Origin of the sequence: Streptococcus mitis (assembly GCF_965111735.1) — a bacterium.
Taxonomy (GTDB): Bacteria; Bacillota; Bacilli; order Lactobacillales; family Streptococcaceae; genus Streptococcus; species Streptococcus mitis_DR.
Genome location: NZ_OZ217346.1, coordinates 1,627,741 through 1,644,931, shown reverse-complemented (window position 1 = coordinate 1,644,931; position 17,191 = coordinate 1,627,741). Strand labels below are relative to the sequence as shown.

Genomic DNA, 17,191 nt, shown 5'->3' with positions numbered 1-17,191 from the left:
TGGTATCTTAATAATGGAAACATGGCAAGAGTTAAAAGTTACAGTTAAGCGTGAGGGGGAGGAGTTGGTTTCCAATCTCTTGATTGAGCTGGGAGCTCAAGGAGTCGCAATCGAAGACAGCATGGACTATGTGGGAAATGTTGACTGTTTTGGTGAAATTTTTCCAGAGGTTGAGCAACAAGAAGAAATCGTGGTAACAGCCTACTATCCTGATACGATTGATGTGGCAGTGGTTGAAGCGGACTTACAGGCTCGCTTAGCAGAATTGACAGATTTTATGGATTTGGGTGAGGTCAAGATGGGGACGACTGCCTTGGCTGAGGAAGACTGGGCAGACAACTGGAAGAAATACTACGAACCAGCTCGAATTACTCATGACTTGACTATAGTGCCGTCTTGGACAGACTATGAGGCGACTGCGGGAGAAAAGATTATCAAGCTGGATCCTGGCATGGCTTTTGGTACTGGGACACATCCAACAACTAAGATGAGCCTCTTTGCCTTGGAGCAGGTCCTTCGTGGTGGTGAAACGGTGCTGGATGTGGGGACAGGATCAGGGGTCCTCTCCATTGCTAGCTCGCTTCTTGGTGCCAAGGAAATTTTCGCCTATGACCTGGATGATGTGGCGGTTCGTGTGGCTCAGGAAAATATTGAGCTCAACCCTGGCATGGAAAACATCCATGTAGCTGCAGGTGACTTGCTCAAGGGTGTTGAGATTGAGGCAGATGTGATTGTGGCTAATATATTGGCGGATATCCTCATTCATCTGACGGAGGATGCCTATCGCTTGGTCAAGGATGAAGGCTATCTCATCATGAGTGGCATTATCAAGGACAAGTGGGACATGGTGCGCGAGTCAGCAGAGTCAGCTGGATTTTTCCTTGAAACCCACATGATTCAAGGGGAATGGAATGCCTGTGTCTTTAAGAAGACCAAGGATATTTCAGGGGTGATTGGAGGCTAGCATGCAGCAGTATTTTGTCAAAGGTAGTGCAATCTCTCCTGTGACCATTGAGGACAAGGAAACCAGCAAGCATATGTTTCAGGTTATGCGCCTGAAAGAAGAGGATGAGGTAACCTTAGTCTTTGATGATGGCATCAAGCGCTTGGCGCGCGTGCTGGATGTGGAAAATCGTCAGTTTGAGTTGGTCCAAGAATTAACTGACAATGTAGAACTACCAATCCAAGTGACCATAGCATCAGGTTTTCCCAAGGGAGACAAGCTGGAGTTCATCACTCAAAAAGTAACAGAACTAGGTGCCAGCCAAATCTGGGCCTTTCCTGCTGACTGGTCAGTAGCCAAATGGGATGGCAAGAAATTGGGCAAAAAGGTTGAAAAACTAGAAAAAATTGCCCTTGGAGCAGCAGAACAAAGCAAGCGTAATATAGTCCCAAGTATCAAGCTTTTTGAGAAAAAAGCAGATTTTCTAGCTCAGTTGGACCAGTTTGACTCTATCGTAGTGGCCTATGAAGAATCAGCAAAAGAAGGAGAAGCAGCTGCTCTCTTGCAAGCAGTTGCTGGTCTTGAAAAAGGAGCCAAATTGCTCTTTATCTTTGGACCAGAAGGCGGTCTCTCACCTGCAGAAATCGAGAGTTTTGAAGCTAAAGGAGCTGTCTTGGCAGGCCTAGGTCCTCGTATTTTGCGAGCAGAAACAGCCCCACTTTACGCCTTATCAGCCCTTAGTGTTTTATTAGAATTAGAGAAATAAGAGGAAGAAAATGGAACAAAAACACCGCTCAGAATTTCCAGAGAAGGAACTTTGGGATTTAACAGCCCTATACCAAGACCGTGAGGATTTCTTGCGTGCAATCGAGAAAGCTCGCGAAGATATCAACCAATTTAGCCGTGACTACAAGGGCAATCTGCATACTTTTGAAGATTTCGAGAAGGCCTTTGCGGAATTGGAACAAATCTACATTCAGATGAGCCATATTGGCAACTATGGTTTTATGCCGCAAACGACAGACTATAGCAATGAAGAATTTGCCAATATTGCCCAAGCTGGGATGGAATTTGAAACAGATGCCAGCGTAGCCTTGACCTTCTTTGACGATGCCTTGGTGGCAGCAGACGAGGAAGTCTTGGACCGATTGGGTGAGCTTCCCCACTTGACGGCAGCTATTCGTCAGGCCAAAATCAAAAAAGCCCACTATCTAGGGGCTGATGTGGAGAAGGCCTTGACCAATCTTGGTGAAGTTTTCTACAGTCCGCAGGATATTTACACTAAAATGCGAGCCGGGGACTTTGAAATGGCTGACTTTGAAGCCCATGGCAAAACCTACAAAAACAGCTTTGTGACCTATGAAAATTTCTACCAAAACCACGAGGACGCTGAGGTTCGTGAGAAATCTTTCCGTTCCTTCTCAGAGGGACTTCGTAAGCACCAAAATACGGCTGCAGCAGCCTATTTAGCCCAAGTTAAGTCTGAAAAACTCTTGGCAGATATGAAGGGCTACGATTCAGTCTTTGATTATCTTCTAGCTGAACAAGAAGTAGACCGTGCTATGTTTGATCGTCAGATCGACCTCATTATGAAGGATTTTGCGCCAGTCGCTCAGAGATACCTCAAGCATGTTGCCAAGGTTAATGCTCTTGAAAAGATGACCTTTGCAGACTGGAAATTGGACTTGGACAGCGCCCTGAATCCTGAAGTGACTATTGAAGACGCCTATGATTTGGTCATGAAGTCGGTAGAACCTTTGGGGCAAGAATATTGTCAGGAAGTTGCTCGCTATCAAGAAGAACGCTGGGTGGACTTTGCTGCCAATAGTGGCAAGGATTCTGGCGGTTATGCGGCGGATCCATATCGTGTGCACCCTTATGTCCTCATGAGCTGGACAGGTCGTTTGAGCGATGTTTATACCTTGATTCATGAAATCGGGCATTCTGGCCAATTCATCTTCTCAGATAATCACCAAAGTTACTTTAACGCTCACATGTCTACTTACTATGTCGAAGCGCCGTCAACCTTCAATGAATTGCTTTTAAGTGATTACTTGGAGCACCAGTCTGACGATCCACGTCAAAAACGCTTCGCTCTTGCCCACCGCTTGACAGATACCTACTTCCATAATTTCATCACCCACCTCTTGGAAGCAGCCTTCCAGCGTAAGGTTTATACATTGATTGAAGAAGGGGAGACTTTCGGAGCAAGCAAACTCAACAGCATTATGAAGGAAGTCTTGACCGATTTCTGGGGAGATACCATTGAAATTGACGATGATGCAGCTTTGACTTGGATGCGCCAAGCTCACTACTACATGGGCTTGTATAGTTACACTTACTCAGCAGGACTAGTCATCTCGACTGCGGGTTACCTCCATCTGAAACATTCAGAAACTGGAGCTGAAGATTGGCTCAATCTCCTCAAATCAGGTGGCAGCAAGACACCACTTGAGTCAGCCATGATTATCGGAGCAGATATTTCAACAGATAAACCACTCCGTGATACTATCCAATTCTTGTCAGACACAGTTGACCAGATTATCGCCTACAGTGCCCAGTTGGGAGAGTAAAGGTATCTGGTGTCGGATTTAAGGACGGTTTATTGATAATATGAATACACAAAAATCACCTGTTTTAGGTGATTTTTTTATACTTTAAAAATTTATTCAAATTTCCCTTTATTGGCTTCATTTGCTGCCTTCATGCTAATTTGTAAAAGGTTGGCGAGATTTTCATTATCCAGGCTAGCTTCTCCATTATTATCCACTTTTATGGCGAGGTAATGAGTGCTGCGATCAAGATAATCCATTCCCTCTAAATCTACGTAATTGTCAGCTTTAAAATCGAGAGCTGCTAATTGATAAACAAATCGAATATTTAGAGCTTTAGCGTAGTCTGTATTTAGAATTTTTTGTTGTTCTTCAATCAAGCCTTGGAAGAAATCTAAATCATTTTGATGATAAGAAGCCTTCACTTCGTATTGGTAGGTGTCTACAGCTGGGGATATAAATTTCAAATAAACCAAGTCACCTTCTACCTTATAATCTTCAAGAGTATAGGCTCCTGCTTTTCCTAGAGCATTGGTATTGACCTTGAAAAACATAGGTGCATAAATTTTGAGAGGATATTTTTCTCCCTTATACTCAAAGATGGTATCATTTGAAAAATTCGGATGGATTTTAGTCAACTCAGGGACTAAATATTCGTTCCAAATCTTATCAAATAATTCTTCTTGATTGCTAGCACCCGATGCTTTCACAACTAGGTCAAGATTTTCTTGATTGACAAAGACGGCATCCACTAATTTGAGGGCTGTTTGAACCTTAGAATCCGAAATTTCCTTTTTCTTTTTTTCAAGATTCTCAGTCGCCTCTTTAGTGCGATCTAAAGTTTTATTAAATTGACTGCCACTGTTGGTTTCAACAAAGGTTCTCTCATAGTTTGTAGGTTCAACTTTGGCATTCCAGTCAAATGAAGCAGCATGACCGGTTACATCTTTCTTATGGTAGGTTGCCATCTCTGTATTTGTTGTATTTTCTGTATTGTTTGTAGCAGTATTTGATGATTTAGATGAACAGCCAACGAGGCCAAATGCTAAAATTGTAACAGTGGTTAGAAAATAAACTCTAAACTTTTTTCTCATGGTAGTCTCCTTTTCCAAAAACGTTTATTGTATATTATCAATTATACCATTCTATTCAATTTTTTGTATGATTTATTAGAAAAATGTTTGATTGACCACTGCATACTTTTAAGAAGTGGGCTTTCTATAAAACTTTCCAATCAATTTTCTTGAAACCCTTTCCCTCTTTTGATAGACTAGTATCTAGTTTTTGAAAAAAGGAGAAAGAAAATGAAAAAATTTGTCGCTGAATTAATCGGTACTTTCATGCTTGTGTTCATTGGGACAGGAGCTGTTGTTTTTGGAAATGGTCTTGATGGCTTAGGTCACCTTGGAATCGCCTTTGCCTTTGGTCTGGCAATCGTGGTTGCTGCTTACTCAATCGGAACTGTTTCAGGTGCTCACTTGAACCCAGCGGTTTCGATCGCTATGTTTGTAAACAAACGTTTGTCATCTTCGGAGCTTGTTAACTACATCCTTGGGCAAGTAGTTGGAGCTTTCCTTGCATCAGCTGCGCTATTCTTCCTCTTGGCGAACTCAGGGATGTCAACTACTAGTCTTGGTGAAAATGCCTTGGCAAACGGTGTCACTGTCTTTGGTGGTTTCTTGTTTGAAACAATCGCAACCTTCTTGTTTGTCTTGGTTATCATGACCGTGACTTCAGAAAGCAAGGGCAATGGAGCGATTGCTGGTTTGGTAATCGGTTTGTCCTTGATGGCCATGATCCTTGTGGGATTGAACATTACTGGACTTTCAGTAAACCCAGCTCGTAGCTTGGCACCAGCTGTCTTGGTAGGTGGCTCAGCCCTTCAACAAGTATGGATTTTCATCCTTGCTCCAATCGTTGGTGGGATTCTTGCAGCCCTTGTTGCTAAAAACTTCCTTGGAACAGAAGAATAATTGAAACTCAAAAAGCCTTGCTCCTCGATTTGAGGAACAGGGCTTTTTCTTATCTGTTTATACTCAATGAAAATCAAAGGGCAAACTAGGAAACTAGCCGCAGGCTGTACTTGAGTACGGCAAGGCGACGTTGACGCGGTTTGAATTTGATTTTCGAAGAGTATTAACGGTTGTCAATTTTCTCTGGATAAAGGTCGTGTTGAAAGAGGCGTTGTTCTGCCAAGCCTTCATACTTAGTTCCTGGTTTACCATAGTTGTAGTAAGGGTCAATTGAGATGCCACCGCGCGGAGTGAATTTTCCCCAGACTTCTAAATAGCGAGGGTCTAGCAAGTTGACCAAGTCTTTCCCGATGGTGTTGATACAGTTTTCGTGGAAATCTCCATGATTTCGGTAACTAAAGAGGTATAGTTTGAGGGATTTTGACTCAACACAGAGCTTGTCAGGGATGTAGGAAATATAGATAGTTGCAAAGTCTGGCTGAGCAGTGATTGGGCAAAGGGAAGTAAATTCAGGACAGTTGAACTTGATGAAATAGTCATTTTCCACATGACGATTGTCAAAGGATTCGAGAACTTCTGGTTGATACTCGAAAATGTAGTTGGTTTCTTTGTTGCCCAGTAGGCTGAGGTTTTTCATTTCTTCTTGTTGTGACATGATTTTTTCTTTCTAATCTTAAACACCACGTTTGTTATCGTAGAGGAGGGTATGCAGTTGAGGAAGGACGCGGACATTGCCCCAGCTATCGTCGGCAGCGATGCGTTCCCAGAGTTCTTTGAGGCGGTCCAATTGGTCTTGGACAATATTGCCTCTAGTCTTGGGTTCAGGATTTCCAGCCGATAAAAAGAGAACATCTGGTTGGTAGCGATCTTGAATACCTTTGGCAAAGGCCAAATCGGCATCGTCAAAGACAGGGATTTTAAAGGTGACCTTGTCTGGATCTAGTTGGGAAACGATAAAGTCCAAGGTTTCAAAGTTGACTTCCATCTTGGATGAAGGAGGTTTGGGACTGAGAGTAACTTGGTCGATGTCTTTTAACCAATTTTGCCAGCGGGAGCCTTGGGTCTCAACAGCTAGAGTGACACCACGTTCCTTGAGTTTAGTGACGAGTTCAGCCATGTTGGCTGCTAGGATAGCAGGATTTCCCCCAGATAGGGTTACATAGTCGTAGCTTCCTAGTTTATCCAACTCAGCAATGACCTCGTCAGCTGTCATACGAGTTGGCTTTTCAGAACCATCCCAAGTAAAGGCAGAATCGCACCAGTCGCAGTGGTAGTCGCAACCAGCAGTGCGGACAAACATGGTTTTCTGGCCAATAGCACGGCCTTCGCCTTGAAAGGTTGGGCCAAAAATTTCCAGAACTGGTAGTTTGAGGACACGTTCCCTAGTCATCTAACCACTCCCGTCTAAACTCTGCAAAGGCAGTCGGAGTTTCATAGAGGCGAACGTATTCCAAACGGAGACCGCGCTCGTCTGGCAACTCTTGGTTCATGGTTTGGAAAATCCAGTAAACCATATTTTCAGCAGTCGTGTTCATATAGGGAAGAGTTTCATTGAGATAGCGATGATCCAAGTGGGGCTCTAAGTAGTTCTTGTAGATTGCTTTGATATCTCCGAAATCGTAGGTCATGCCACGTTCATCTAAAAATCCACTGACAGCAATCTGCAAATGATAGGTATGACCGTGCAGGGATTTGCATTTTCCCTCATAGTGAAAGAGGTGGTGAGCAGCATCAAAGGTAAATTCTTTTGATACCAAGGTTCTGTGAGGATTGTAGACAAGAGACTCCCCAGTTTCCTGTTTGATTTCTTTGGGTGCAAAAAACATTAGGCCTCTCCTTTCTGTGAGAGATAAACATCTAGACCATGTTGTCGTAGGTGGCAGGCTGGGCAATCTCCACAGCCACTTCCGATAATCCCGTTGTAGCAGGTTAAGGTCTTTTCACGAACATAGTCAAAGGCACCGAGTTGGTAAGCTAATTCCCAAGTTTCAGCCTTGTCTAGCCACATGAGAGGTGTTTGGATAACAAAGTCGTAATCCATAGCAAGGTTGAGGGTAACATTAAGGGATTTGACAAAGACATCCCGACAATCGGGGTAGCCTGAGAAGTCTGTCTCGCAGACACCTGTCACGATATCTTTAATGCCTCGTTGCTTAGCAAGAACTGCCGCAAAGGATAGAAAGAGGTGGTTGCGACCGTCAACAAAGGTATTGGGAACTTCTCCCTCTTTTTGCTCAATTTCCAGATCAGAGGTCAAGGCATTTTCAGTGATTTGCCCCAGCAGAGACATATCTAGGATATGATGACGAATCCCCTGTTCCTTAGCAATTTCTCTAGCGACTTGAATTTCGAGATGATGGCGTTGGCCGTAGGCAAAGGTAACGGCTTCGACCGTTTCATAGTGTTCTTTAGCCCAAAAGAGGCAGGTTGTAGAATCTTGACCGCCACTAAAGACGACCAAGGCTGATTGACGTTTCATAGTACTCCTTCCAAAATGGGAAATGTTCAGAGCACGCAAAAAGCTCCCTTGAGGGAGCTAAAAAATACCAAGTAGAGGTTTTTTTTAGCGATGGCATGTCCCAAACATCGTAATATTATACTTACAGTCTAGCATATTTTTTGAAAAATAGCAAAGGGCAAGAAAAAAAGAGACCAAAGCAAGTACTTGGTCTCTAATGTGATTAGCTCAATTCAGCAACGATGGCCTTGATTTGTTCTGCTGTGTGAACACCAGCAACTTGTTTCACTACTTGGCCGTCTTTTTTGAAGAGAAGAGTTGGGATAGACATGATTCCAAAAGCACGAGCTGTGTTTGGATTTTCATCAACGTCCATTTTAACGATTTTCAAGACATCTTCTGAAAGTTCTTCAGACAATTTATCCAAGATTGGACCTTGCATACGACATGGGCCACACCAAGTTGCCCAGAAGTCTACTAAGACCAAACCGTCTTTTGTTTCTTGTTCGAATGTTGCATCTGTAATTGCTTTTGCCATTGTATTTCTCCTTTTTTAGTTATATTGGCTTAAATCTTGTTTCTTGAGATAGAAGAAGATATCTCCGTAAGTCCCATGGTAGTCCAAATCATGACCGTTGTAAGTTAATTTTTGAACAGGGTAGTAGTCTGCGACGCCGATGAGGCAAGCTTGTTGTGAACGATCAAAGTCTTCATAAGATTCGAACGTTACAGTTCTTTCGTTCTTGCTGGCATCTAGGTAGGTAATTTCAATCATTTAAAAAACTCCTTTGTTTAATGATGACTTTATTTTACTCCTTGTAAAAGAGAATGTCAAGAAAAATGATTGCGCACGCAACTTTTTTCTAAAATCATCTTAAACCAAGAAATCCAAACCAGTTTCCAAGCTTTCTTCAACAGCCTTTTGTAGAGAGGCCAGTGTCTTTTGCCCATCACCTGTCAGGCAGATAAAGCTAGAACGTCTATCTTGATCACAACACATGCGACTAAGCAGACCGCAATTTTTAGCTTCCAAGCGAGCCACCATTCGAGAAACAGCGCTCGGGCTCAGATGAAGTTTATCTGGAAGGTCAATCTGGCGTAGAGATTTTTCTTGAGCCAAGTCCAGATAGTAGAGCAGGTAGAACTCTTTCAAGGTCAGACTTTGCTCGCTCTGCTGGGCAATAGTCTCTTCCAAGAGACTTTCAATTTCTTTCTGACGCCGATTGAAGTCAAACCATTTTTCCAAATAGGTCATAGTATCTCCTTTCTTTTTAGAGTTATAGCATAGAAGAATGTCCATTCTCGAACAGTCTCTGCATCACAAGATGATTGCGCATGCAATAATTATACTACTTTTCAAAAGAGCTGGCAAGAAAGACGCTGGCATCTTTTATCCTAAATCATGCCTGTTTTCACAAGTCAAGAATTGTTTGTATGCCCTTTCCTTTCTAATTTTCATTATCCCTTGTGCATTTCCTTGAAATTTTCTGAAAAAAGAGTAAACTGGTATGCAAGAAGTCTATTTCGTGGAGTATAGGATGAAATTATATGTTCAATTAATGATTCTCTTTGTGATTTCTCTAATCGGAGAGGGGATCTCTAGTTTCTTTCATTTGCCCATCCCAGGCAGTATTATCGGTTTGATTATTCTCTTTCTAGCCTTACAATTCAAGTGGCTGAGAACCAGGCATGTCAACATGGTGGGGAATTTCTTGCTGGCCAATATGACCATTCTCTTTTTGCCACCAGCAGTGGGAATCATGGAGAAGTTTGATGTGATTGCTCCCTATCTCTTGCCCATTGTTTTGATTGTCTTTTTTGCGGCTGTCATCAATATTATCCTCATAGCCTTGGTAGTTCAGTTCATCAAGAGACGGTTTGAGGGAGATTATGAGAAAGGAGATGCCAAATGAGTGAATTTGTTTCCAATCCCCTGTTTGGGCTTGCCCTGTCTATCCTAGCTTATCTAGTAGGAATGCTGATTTACAGACGTTTTCCCCATCCTTTGACAACGCCCTTGCTTTTGTCAGCTGTTTTCATTATTATCTTTCTAAAGGTGACGGGGATTTCTTACCAAGATTACTACCAAGGTGGGGTTTATCTGAATAATTTGATTGTCCCATCGACCGTGGCTCTAGGGATTCCGCTTTACAAGAGTTTTCACTTGATGAAGCACCATGCTCGCAGTATTCTCTTTGGTAGTCTGCTAGCGGTAGTGGTCAATACCTCTTTCACAGCCCTTGTAGCTAAAATCTTTGGCATGGACTTTTTCCTAGCCATTTCTCTCTTTCCTAAGTCAGTGACAACCGCCATGGCAGTGGGGATCACAGAAAAATTACAAGGCTTGACGACCGTGACCTTGGTCGTTGTTGTGGCAACTGGGATTTTAACCAGTGTCATCGGCCCAACCCTTTTGAAGTGGTTGAAAATTGACGACCCAGTAGCTGTTGGTCTTTCTCTTGGAGGAACAGGCCACGCAGTCGGAACGGGAACAGCCTTCCGATACGGCTCTGTAGCAGGAGCTATGGGTGGTTTGGCTATCGGTGTCACCGGTATTCTCTATGTCTTTGTCAGCCCTATTGTAGCCAGTTTGATATTGAGTTAAATTAAAACCCAGCTTTTTAGCTGGGCCTTTTTTATTGTAAATTAACCTTGTTTCTCAAGATGTAGTAGGTTCCGAGGTAAAAGATCGCTATGAAAATGAGCTCTTCAACAATGCCTATGCTTGCTCCCATATAGAAATTATCATTAAATCCTGCAAGTGAATTGACATAGAAGTTAGTACTGGTATTGAAGAAAACTTCAATAAATCCAATGACGATTTTGATACCAATGTAGGCTACAACAGCAAGTGCAGTACGATATTCATTGAACAGTTGTCCAATGGAAATGGCTAAGTAGATGCAGAGGATTTCTGAGATGGTATTTAGTAGGAAGGATACCCCCATAAGAGAGAGTTGAGGAAGGAATGTTCCTACAAGTGGAATCAACTCAGAATTTGATATCCATTCTGGAACCGTTATGGTAACAATAATAAAAGCGCTTAGAGCTAGTACAGTGGAGCTAAGGATAGACCAAATGAAGGCTCCAACTAATTTGGCTGTGATGATATGGTGTTCAGAAACTGGCAAGGTCAAGGTCAGATAGCCTTGTCGGTCATAGACACTACCTTTGAATCGTTTAATAATCAAGAAAATGGTTGAAATCCCAAGTGTAATCATCAATCCACCAAAGACGAGAGCCAGAAAGAAAAGTAAGACAGGTTGGCTATCTTTGAAAGATACATAATTATAATAGTGTCCTTGCATTCCTATGGGAACGGAAAGAACTAGCACGGCAGCGTAAAGGGCTAAATACCACTTGTTAACATTTTTAAATTCGTAGCGAACTAAATTCCAAAACATAATAATCTCCTTTGCTTAGGCCTTAAATTCCTGACGGAAGAGTTGGTCAATGGATTCACCAGACTCATAGCGAATATCATCTACATTACCTTGACGGACGACTTTTCCATCCTTTAGGAAGACAATTTCATCCAAGATTGGCTCGATATCAGAAATCAAGTGGGTAGAAATCAAAACGGTAGAAGTTGGGGAGTAGTTGTTGATAATGGTATTGAGGATATACTCACGGGCTGCTGGATCCACCCCACCAATGGGTTCGTCTAAAACGTAGAGGCGGGCATCACGGCTCATAACCAAAATCAGTTGTACCTTTTCCTTATTCCCTTTTGATAATTTCTTGAGACGACTATTTTCATCAATACCTAGGTCTGCAAGTAGATGATGGGCACGTTCAAGATTGAAATCTTTATAGAAGGTCTTGAAGTAGGTTAGGGCTTCTTTGACCTTCATTTGCTCATTGAGATAGGTCGTATCAGGCAAATAAGCTACGATTGCCTTGGTTGCTGGGCTTGGGTCCATGTCGTTTATAAGGACACGTCCTTGATCTGGTTGCAAGAGGCCATTGATTAGTTTAATCAAGGTTGTTTTTCCTGAGCCGTTTGGCCCAAGGAGACCGACAATTTTTCCAGCTGGGATGTCAAGAGAAACATTTTCAAGGGCTGGTGTTGCTCCATAAGATTTGGATACATTTTCAAATGTTAGTAATGACATAGGTTTAAACTCCTTTAATATAATCGACGACTACGCCTGGTAGTTCTTCTTTTTCATAGCCAAAATGGGTCATGGAGGAAACGAAGTGTTCCAATTCTTCTTCTGATAATTGTTTACGCGATTGGGCGATTAGCTCCTTATCCTCAGTTACAAATCGTCCAGTTGTTCGCTTACTGTAGACAAATCCTTCTCGTTCGAGGTCTGACAAGGCTCTTTGGATGGTGTTGGGATTGACACCGGCCTCGCTAGCCAGCTCTCGCACGGTTGGAAGTTGTTGATTGGGTTCCAGCGTATGGGAAACAATCTGAAGCTTGATTTTCTCCATAATCTGTAAATAGATGGGTTTTTTGTTGTCAAATGTCCAGGACATCTTGGTCTCCTTTCTTTTATCTCTTTGTCTTAATTAAATAATACAACAAAACAAAAAACTTGTCAAGCAAAAAGAAGAATTGTTTTGGGAATCGCTTAAAAAATGGTATAATGAAAAGAAAACGATAAGGAGGGAAAGGATGCGTTGTCCAAAATGTGGGGCTACCAAGTCAAGTGTTATCGATAGTCGCCAAGCAGAAGAAGGGAACACTATTCGTAGAAGACGTGAGTGCGATGAATGCCAACACCGTTTTACAACCTACGAACGAGTAGAAGAAAGAACCTTAGTGGTTGTTAAAAAAGATGGCACACGGGAACAGTTCTCCAGAGATAAAATCTTTAATGGGATTATCCGCTCAGCCCAGAAACGTCCTGTGTCAAGTGATGAAATCAACATGGTAGTCAATCGTATCGAACAGAAACTCCGTGGTCGAAATGAAAATGAAATTCAAAGTGAGGACATTGGTTCACTCGTCATGGAGGAGTTGGCTGAGTTAGATGAGATTACCTATGTACGTTTTGCTAGTGTCTATCGTAGTTTTAAGGATGTCAGTGAGTTAGAGAGCTTGCTCCAACAAATCACCCAGTCCTCTAAAAAGAAAAAGGAAAGATAAATGAAGCCAATTGACCGTTTTTCTTATCTAAAGAATAATCGGGTGTCGCAAGATACCTCATCTCTGGTACAGTGCTACCTCCCGATTATCGGTCAGGAGGCACTGAGCCTTTATCTTTATACAATCAGTTTTTGGGATAATGGCAGAAAGGAATACCTCTTTTCAAGTATTCTCAACCATCTCAACTTTGGGATGGATAGACTGATAAAATCCTTAAAAATCCTATCTGCTTTCAATCTCTTGACCCTCTATCAAAAGGGGGATATTTATCAGTTAGCCCTTCATGCCCCTCTTTCGAGTCAAGAGTTTTTGGAGCATCCTGTTTATCGCAGACTTTTGGAGAAAAAGATTGGCGATGCAGCGGTGGAGGATTTAAAAGTTGAAAGTGCTGAGGGAGAAGAAATACCTGTCTCACTCAATCAAGTTTTTCCAGATTTGGCAGAACTAGGAAGTCAAGAAGACCTTGGTCTCAAGAAGAAAGTGGCCGACGATTTTGACTTGGATCATTTTCGTCAGCTCATGGCTCGAGATGGGCTTCGCTTTGCGGATGAGCAGTCCGATGTCTTAAACCTCTTTGCCATTGCTGAGGACAAGAAATGGACTTGGTTTGAGACTTATCAATTGGCCAAGTCAACAGCTGTTTCCCAGGTTATTTCAACCAAACGCATGCGGGAAAAAATTGCTCAAAAACCTGTTTCCTCTGACTTTAGTCCTAAGGAAGCAACCATTATCAAAGAAGCAAAAAGTAAAACCGCCTTGCAGTTCTTGGCAGAAATCAAGCAGACACGCAAGGGGACCATTACCCAAACAGAAAGAGAACTCTTGCAACAAATGGCTGGTTTGGGCTTGCTGGACGAAGTCATCAATATCATTCTCTTGTTGACCTTTAATAAGGTGGATTCAGCAAATATCAATGAGAAATATGCCATGAAGGTAGCCAATGACTATGCCTATCAAAAGATTCATTCGGCAGAAGAGGCAGTCTTGCGCATTCGTGAGCGTGGACAGAAGAATCAGGCTCAAAAAAGCAGTAAACCCAGTCCTACCAAGTCCAATGTACCCAAGTGGAGTAACCCAGATTATAAGAATGAAACCAGCGATGAAACTCGTCTGGAACTAGAACGTAAGAAACAAGAACTATTAGCTCGATTAGAAAAAGGAGGAGATTAGATGGAAAGTGTCGGAGACGTACTCAAACGTCAACCTAGTCGTTTTCATTATCAAGATTTGGTCCAGAAAATCATGAAGGATCCTGATGTTGCGGCCTTTATCCAGCAAGAATCCCTGACTCCAGAGGAATTAAATCGCAGTATCTCCAAGTTTAATCAGTACATCACCGAGCGTGACAAGTTTCTCCGTGGTGATACGGATTATATTGCCAAAGGCTACAAACCGATTTTGGTTATGAATCACGGATATGCGGACGTTTCTTATGAAGAAACTCCTGAACTAATCGCAGCGGAAAAAGAAGCGGCTATTAAGAACCGTCTCAAGTTAATCAATCTGCCAGCCAGTCTCAGGAAAGCTAGTTTGGCTCAAGTAGATTTGGATGATTTGGGTCGCTTGCCAGTTTTTGAAAAGCTATTAGCCTTCGTGGAACAATATCCAGCTATTCGAAAAGGTCTTTACTTATATGGAGACTTTGGTGTGGGAAAAAGTTTCATGGTGGCTGCCTTAGCCCATGATTTATCAGAAAAACGAGGTGTTTCATCAACTCTCCTCCACTATCCTAGCTTTGTCATTGATGTCAAAAATGCTATCGGTGATGGGAATGTTAAGACCTTGGTGGATGAGCTTAAGCTTTCTGAAGTCCTGATTTTAGATGACATTGGTGCCGAGCAATCAACACCTTGGGTGCGTGACGAAATCCTGCAAGTCATTCTTCAATATCGGATGCAGGAAAATTTACCGACCTTTTTCACCTCCAACTTCAACTTTGAAGAATTGGAGCAGCATTTCGCTAAAGGGAAACATGGAAATGACGAAACCTGGGAAGCTAGACGGGTCATGGAACGCATCCGTTATTTGGCTGAGGAGACTCGTTTAGAAGGAGTGAACCGTCGATGACAGAAACAATCAAATTAATGAAGGCTCATACTTCAGTGCGCAGATTTAAAGAGCAAGCCCTTCCTCAGGAAGACTTGGCTGAAATCCTGACAGCGGCCCAAATGGCCTCGTCTTGGAAAAATTTCCAATCCTACTCTGTGATTGTGGTACGAAGTCAAGAAAAGAAAGATTCCTTGTATGAATTGGTGCCTCAAGAAGCTATTCGCCAGTCTGCTGTTTTCCTTCTCTTTGTCGGAGATTTGAACCGAGCAGAAAAGGGAGCACGACTTCATACGGATACCTTCCAACCTCAAGGTGTAGAAGGTCTCTTGATTAGTTCAGTCGATGCGGCTCTTGCTGGTCAAAATGCCCTGCTGGCAGCTGAAAGCTTGGGCTATGGCGGTGTCATCATTGGTTTGGTACGGTACAAGTCAGAAGAAGTGGCAGAGCTCTTTAACCTGCCTGACTACACCTATCCTGTCTTTGGGATGGCACTAGGTGTGCCAAATCAACATCATGATGTGAAACCAAGACTGCCATTAGAGAATGTTGTCTTTGAGGAAGAATACCGAGAACAGTCAACTGATGCAGTCGAAGCTTATGACCGTGTACAGGCTGACTATGCTGGAGCGCGTGCGACCACAAGCTGGAGTCAGCGTCTAGCAGAACAGTTTGGTCAAGCTGAACCAAGCTCAACTAGAAAAAATCTTGAACAGAAGAAGTTATTGTAGAAAGTGAGAAATTATGGCCCTACCAACTATTGCCATTGTAGGACGTCCCAATGTTGGGAAATCAACCCTATTTAATCGGATCGCTGGTGAGCGAATCTCCATTGTAGAAGATGTCGAAGGAGTGACACGTGACCGTATCTATGCAACGGGTGAGTGGCTCAATCGTTCGTTTAGCATGATTGATACAGGAGGAATCGATGATGTCGATGCTCCTTTCATGGAACAAATCAAGCACCAGGCAGAAATTGCCATGGAAGAAGCCGATGTGATCGTCTTTGTCGTGTCTGGTAAGGAAGGAATTACCGATGCAGACGAATACGTAGCCCGTAAGCTTTATAAGACCCATAAACCAGTTATCCTCGCAGTTAACAAGGTGGACAACCCTGAAATGCGAAATGATATCTATGATTTTTATGCCCTCGGTTTGGGCGAACCATTGCCTATCTCATCTGTCCATGGTATCGGTACAGGGGATGTGCTAGACGCTATCGTAGAAAATCTTCCAAATGAATATGAAGAAGAAAATCCGGACGTGATTAAGTTTAGCTTGATTGGTCGTCCTAACGTCGGAAAATCAAGCTTGATTAATGCTATCTTGGGAGAAGACCGTGTCATTGCTAGTCCCGTTGCTGGAACAACGCGTGACGCTATTGATACCCACTTTACAGATACAGATGGCCAAGAGTTTACCATGATTGATACAGCTGGTATGCGTAAGTCTGGTAAGGTTTATGAAAATACTGAGAAATACTCTGTCATGCGTGCTATGCGTGCTATTGACCGCTCAGATGTGGTCTTGATGGTCATCAATGCGGAAGAAGGCATCCGTGAATACGACAAGCGTATCGCAGGATTTGCCCATGAAGCTGGTAAAGGAATGATTATCGTGGTCAACAAGTGGGATACGCTTGAAAAAGACAACCATACTATGAAAAACTGGGAAGAAGATATCCGTGAGCAGTTCCAATACCTGCCTTACGCACCGATTATCTTTGTATCCGCTTTGACCAAGCAACGTCTCCACAAACTTCCTGAGATGATTAAGCAAATCAGTGAAAGTCAAAATACACGTATCCCATCAGCTGTCTTGAACGATGTCATCATGGATGCCATTGCCATCAACCCAACACCGACAGACAAAGGAAAACGTCTTAAGATTTTCTATGCGACCCAAGTGGCAACAAAACCACCAACCTTTGTCATTTTTGTCAATGAAGAAGAACTTATGCACTTTTCTTACCTACGTTTCTTGGAAAATCAAATTCGCAAGGCCTTTGTTTTTGAGGGGACTCCAATCCATCTCATCGCAAGAAAACGCAAATAAAAAAGTAGAATCTGGAATGACATTTCCAGATTTTTTTGATAAAATGAAGTTGAAGAAAGCGCTATC

22 protein-coding genes are annotated in these 17,191 nt (G+C 42.7%); 11 read left to right on the top strand and 11 right to left on the bottom strand.

What is annotated here, in order from left to right; all coding sequences use genetic code 11:
• Positions 1–13 precede the first annotated feature (13 nt).
• From prmA to pepF, 3 genes are read left to right on the top strand one after another with little or no spacing between them, the layout of a single operon-like run.
• On the top strand, positions 14–964 hold the full coding sequence (gene prmA / locus ACLV7W_RS07840; protein WP_153209636.1) for a 50S ribosomal protein L11 methyltransferase: 951 nt from the start codon (positions 14–16) through the stop codon (positions 962–964).
• Between the two features lies 1 nt (position 965).
• The gene (locus ACLV7W_RS07835; RefSeq protein WP_153209637.1) at positions 966–1,709 is read left to right on the top strand and encodes a 16S rRNA (uracil(1498)-N(3))-methyltransferase; all 744 of its coding nucleotides are present in this window, start codon (positions 966–968) and stop codon (positions 1,707–1,709) included.
• Positions 1,710–1,719: 10 nt separating this feature from the next.
• Positions 1,720–3,516, top strand: a complete 1,797-nt coding sequence (pepF, locus tag ACLV7W_RS07830) for an oligoendopeptidase F (protein WP_153209638.1) — start codon at positions 1,720–1,722, stop codon at positions 3,514–3,516.
• A gap of 92 nt (positions 3,517–3,608) precedes the next feature.
• On the opposite strand, the gene ACLV7W_RS07825 is transcribed toward pepF, so the two are convergent.
• A complete protein-coding gene (locus ACLV7W_RS07825; RefSeq protein WP_153209639.1) occupies positions 3,609–4,589 on the bottom strand; it encodes a hypothetical protein in 981 nt (326 codons plus the stop codon).
• Between the two features lie 210 nt (positions 4,590–4,799).
• On the opposite strand from ACLV7W_RS07825, the gene ACLV7W_RS07820 reads away from it, so the two are divergent.
• Positions 4,800–5,468, top strand: coding sequence for an MIP/aquaporin family protein (locus ACLV7W_RS07820; RefSeq protein WP_000714814.1), 669 nt, complete (start codon positions 4,800–4,802; stop codon positions 5,466–5,468).
• A 163-nt stretch (positions 5,469–5,631) separates the two neighbouring features.
• Here the strand turns inward: ACLV7W_RS07820 and queF are convergent, their stop codons facing one another.
• The 7 genes from queF to ACLV7W_RS07785 form a co-directional block, all read right to left on the bottom strand.
• Positions 5,632–6,123 carry a preQ(1) synthase gene (queF, locus tag ACLV7W_RS07815; RefSeq protein ID WP_000082587.1) on the bottom strand — a complete coding sequence of 164 codons (492 nt, stop codon included), beginning with the start codon at positions 6,121–6,123 and terminating at the stop codon, positions 5,632–5,634.
• Positions 6,124–6,141: 18 nt separating this feature from the next.
• Positions 6,142–6,858: a 7-carboxy-7-deazaguanine synthase QueE gene (gene queE, locus ACLV7W_RS07810; RefSeq protein ID WP_411865749.1), complete on the bottom strand. Its 717-nt coding sequence runs from the start codon at positions 6,856–6,858 to the stop codon at positions 6,142–6,144.
• On the bottom strand, positions 6,851–7,294 hold the full coding sequence (gene queD, locus ACLV7W_RS07805) for a 6-carboxytetrahydropterin synthase QueD (RefSeq protein WP_000464573.1): 444 nt from the start codon (positions 7,292–7,294) through the stop codon (positions 6,851–6,853). The genes queE and queD overlap by 8 nt, the downstream gene beginning before the upstream one ends.
• Positions 7,294–7,947, bottom strand: coding sequence for a 7-cyano-7-deazaguanine synthase QueC (gene queC / locus ACLV7W_RS07800; protein WP_411865748.1), 654 nt, complete (start codon positions 7,945–7,947; stop codon positions 7,294–7,296). The genes queD and queC overlap by 1 nt, the downstream gene beginning before the upstream one ends.
• Before the next feature lie 202 nt (positions 7,948–8,149).
• Complete coding sequence (trxA, locus tag ACLV7W_RS07795; protein WP_001029581.1) at positions 8,150–8,464, bottom strand: thioredoxin; 315 nt, start codon at positions 8,462–8,464, stop codon at positions 8,150–8,152.
• A gap of 15 nt (positions 8,465–8,479) precedes the next feature.
• Positions 8,480–8,701 carry a DUF4649 family protein gene (locus ACLV7W_RS07790; RefSeq protein ID WP_000570255.1) on the bottom strand — a complete coding sequence of 74 codons (222 nt, stop codon included), beginning with the start codon at positions 8,699–8,701 and terminating at the stop codon, positions 8,480–8,482.
• 99 nt (positions 8,702–8,800) lie between these two features.
• Entirely contained in the window at positions 8,801–9,181 is a 381-nt protein-coding gene (locus ACLV7W_RS07785) for a MarR family transcriptional regulator (protein ID WP_411865747.1), read from the bottom strand.
• 283 nt (positions 9,182–9,464) lie between these two features.
• On the opposite strand from ACLV7W_RS07785, the gene ACLV7W_RS07780 reads away from it, so the two are divergent.
• Both ACLV7W_RS07780 and ACLV7W_RS07775 read left to right on the top strand, forming a co-directional pair.
• Positions 9,465–9,839, top strand: a complete 375-nt coding sequence (locus ACLV7W_RS07780) for a CidA/LrgA family protein (RefSeq protein WP_000781325.1) — start codon at positions 9,465–9,467, stop codon at positions 9,837–9,839.
• Positions 9,836–10,531, top strand: a complete 696-nt coding sequence (locus tag ACLV7W_RS07775) for an LrgB family protein (protein WP_001288952.1) — start codon at positions 9,836–9,838, stop codon at positions 10,529–10,531. The genes ACLV7W_RS07780 and ACLV7W_RS07775 overlap by 4 nt, the downstream gene beginning before the upstream one ends.
• Before the next feature lie 31 nt (positions 10,532–10,562).
• On the opposite strand, the gene ACLV7W_RS07770 is transcribed toward ACLV7W_RS07775, so the two are convergent.
• From ACLV7W_RS07770 to ACLV7W_RS07760, 3 genes are read right to left on the bottom strand one after another with little or no spacing between them, the layout of a single operon-like run.
• Positions 10,563–11,330, bottom strand: a complete 768-nt coding sequence (locus ACLV7W_RS07770) for a hypothetical protein (RefSeq protein WP_411865746.1) — start codon at positions 11,328–11,330, stop codon at positions 10,563–10,565.
• A gap of 15 nt (positions 11,331–11,345) precedes the next feature.
• Positions 11,346–12,041 carry an ABC transporter ATP-binding protein gene (locus ACLV7W_RS07765; protein ID WP_411865745.1) on the bottom strand — a complete coding sequence of 232 codons (696 nt, stop codon included), beginning with the start codon at positions 12,039–12,041 and terminating at the stop codon, positions 11,346–11,348.
• Between the two features lie 4 nt (positions 12,042–12,045).
• The gene (locus tag ACLV7W_RS07760; protein ID WP_411865744.1) at positions 12,046–12,411 is read right to left on the bottom strand and encodes a GntR family transcriptional regulator; all 366 of its coding nucleotides are present in this window, start codon (positions 12,409–12,411) and stop codon (positions 12,046–12,048) included.
• A 139-nt stretch (positions 12,412–12,550) separates the two neighbouring features.
• Here ACLV7W_RS07760 and nrdR point away from each other — a divergent pair, with 139 nt between their 5' ends.
• Genes nrdR through der form a run of 5 tightly spaced genes read left to right on the top strand, consistent with a single transcriptional unit; the run spans position 12,551 to position 17,125 of the window.
• Entirely contained in the window at positions 12,551–13,024 is a 474-nt protein-coding gene (gene nrdR / locus ACLV7W_RS07755) for a transcriptional regulator NrdR (protein WP_001203672.1), read from the top strand.
• Positions 13,025–14,194 carry a DnaD domain protein gene (locus ACLV7W_RS07750; RefSeq protein ID WP_411865743.1) on the top strand — a complete coding sequence of 390 codons (1,170 nt, stop codon included), beginning with the start codon at positions 13,025–13,027 and terminating at the stop codon, positions 14,192–14,194.
• Positions 14,195–15,091, top strand: coding sequence for a primosomal protein DnaI (gene dnaI / locus ACLV7W_RS07745; RefSeq protein ID WP_261056173.1), 897 nt, complete (start codon positions 14,195–14,197; stop codon positions 15,089–15,091). It abuts the gene before it with no gap.
• Entirely contained in the window at positions 15,088–15,801 is a 714-nt protein-coding gene (locus ACLV7W_RS07740; protein WP_308525453.1) for an NADPH-dependent oxidoreductase, read from the top strand. The genes dnaI and ACLV7W_RS07740 overlap by 4 nt, the downstream gene beginning before the upstream one ends.
• 13 nt (positions 15,802–15,814) lie before the next feature.
• Complete coding sequence (gene der / locus ACLV7W_RS07735; protein ID WP_001207696.1) at positions 15,815–17,125, top strand: ribosome biogenesis GTPase Der; 1,311 nt, start codon at positions 15,815–15,817, stop codon at positions 17,123–17,125.
• Positions 17,126–17,191 lie beyond the last annotated feature (66 nt).

What these genes read in the sequence shown, in the direction of transcription:
- pepF (WP_153209638.1), top strand. Translation starts at nt 1,720, where the DNA reads ATGGAACAAAAACACCGCTCAGAATTTCCAGAGAAGGAACTTTGGGAT.
- ACLV7W_RS07750 (WP_411865743.1), top strand. Translation starts at nt 13,025, where the DNA reads ATGAAGCCAATTGACCGTTTTTCTTATCTAAAGAATAATCGGGTGTCG.
- ACLV7W_RS07835 (WP_153209637.1), top strand. Translation starts at nt 966, where the DNA reads ATGCAGCAGTATTTTGTCAAAGGTAGTGCAATCTCTCCTGTGACCATT.
- ACLV7W_RS07770 (WP_411865746.1), bottom strand. Translation starts at nt 11,330, where the DNA reads ATGTTTTGGAATTTAGTTCGCTACGAATTTAAAAATGTTAACAAGTGG.
- ACLV7W_RS07825 (WP_153209639.1), bottom strand. Translation starts at nt 4,589, where the DNA reads ATGAGAAAAAAGTTTAGAGTTTATTTTCTAACCACTGTTACAATTTTA.
- queD (WP_000464573.1), bottom strand. Translation starts at nt 7,294, where the DNA reads ATGTTTTTTGCACCCAAAGAAATCAAACAGGAAACTGGGGAGTCTCTT.
- trxA (WP_001029581.1), bottom strand. Translation starts at nt 8,464, where the DNA reads ATGGCAAAAGCAATTACAGATGCAACATTCGAACAAGAAACAAAAGAC.
- der (WP_001207696.1), top strand. Translation starts at nt 15,815, where the DNA reads ATGGCCCTACCAACTATTGCCATTGTAGGACGTCCCAATGTTGGGAAA.
- nrdR (WP_001203672.1), top strand. Translation starts at nt 12,551, where the DNA reads ATGCGTTGTCCAAAATGTGGGGCTACCAAGTCAAGTGTTATCGATAGT.
- queF (WP_000082587.1), bottom strand. Translation starts at nt 6,123, where the DNA reads ATGTCACAACAAGAAGAAATGAAAAACCTCAGCCTACTGGGCAACAAA.
- ACLV7W_RS07740 (WP_308525453.1), top strand. Translation starts at nt 15,088, where the DNA reads ATGACAGAAACAATCAAATTAATGAAGGCTCATACTTCAGTGCGCAGA.
- ACLV7W_RS07820 (WP_000714814.1), top strand. Translation starts at nt 4,800, where the DNA reads ATGAAAAAATTTGTCGCTGAATTAATCGGTACTTTCATGCTTGTGTTC.
- ACLV7W_RS07765 (WP_411865745.1), bottom strand. Translation starts at nt 12,041, where the DNA reads ATGTCATTACTAACATTTGAAAATGTATCCAAATCTTATGGAGCAACA.
- ACLV7W_RS07780 (WP_000781325.1), top strand. Translation starts at nt 9,465, where the DNA reads ATGAAATTATATGTTCAATTAATGATTCTCTTTGTGATTTCTCTAATC.
- ACLV7W_RS07785 (WP_411865747.1), bottom strand. Translation starts at nt 9,181, where the DNA reads ATGACCTATTTGGAAAAATGGTTTGACTTCAATCGGCGTCAGAAAGAA.
- dnaI (WP_261056173.1), top strand. Translation starts at nt 14,195, where the DNA reads ATGGAAAGTGTCGGAGACGTACTCAAACGTCAACCTAGTCGTTTTCAT.
- queE (WP_411865749.1), bottom strand. Translation starts at nt 6,858, where the DNA reads ATGACTAGGGAACGTGTCCTCAAACTACCAGTTCTGGAAATTTTTGGC.
- ACLV7W_RS07775 (WP_001288952.1), top strand. Translation starts at nt 9,836, where the DNA reads ATGAGTGAATTTGTTTCCAATCCCCTGTTTGGGCTTGCCCTGTCTATC.
- prmA (WP_153209636.1), top strand. Translation starts at nt 14, where the DNA reads ATGGAAACATGGCAAGAGTTAAAAGTTACAGTTAAGCGTGAGGGGGAG.
- ACLV7W_RS07790 (WP_000570255.1), bottom strand. Translation starts at nt 8,701, where the DNA reads ATGATTGAAATTACCTACCTAGATGCCAGCAAGAACGAAAGAACTGTA.
- queC (WP_411865748.1), bottom strand. Translation starts at nt 7,947, where the DNA reads ATGAAACGTCAATCAGCCTTGGTCGTCTTTAGTGGCGGTCAAGATTCT.
- ACLV7W_RS07760 (WP_411865744.1), bottom strand. Translation starts at nt 12,411, where the DNA reads ATGTCCTGGACATTTGACAACAAAAAACCCATCTATTTACAGATTATG.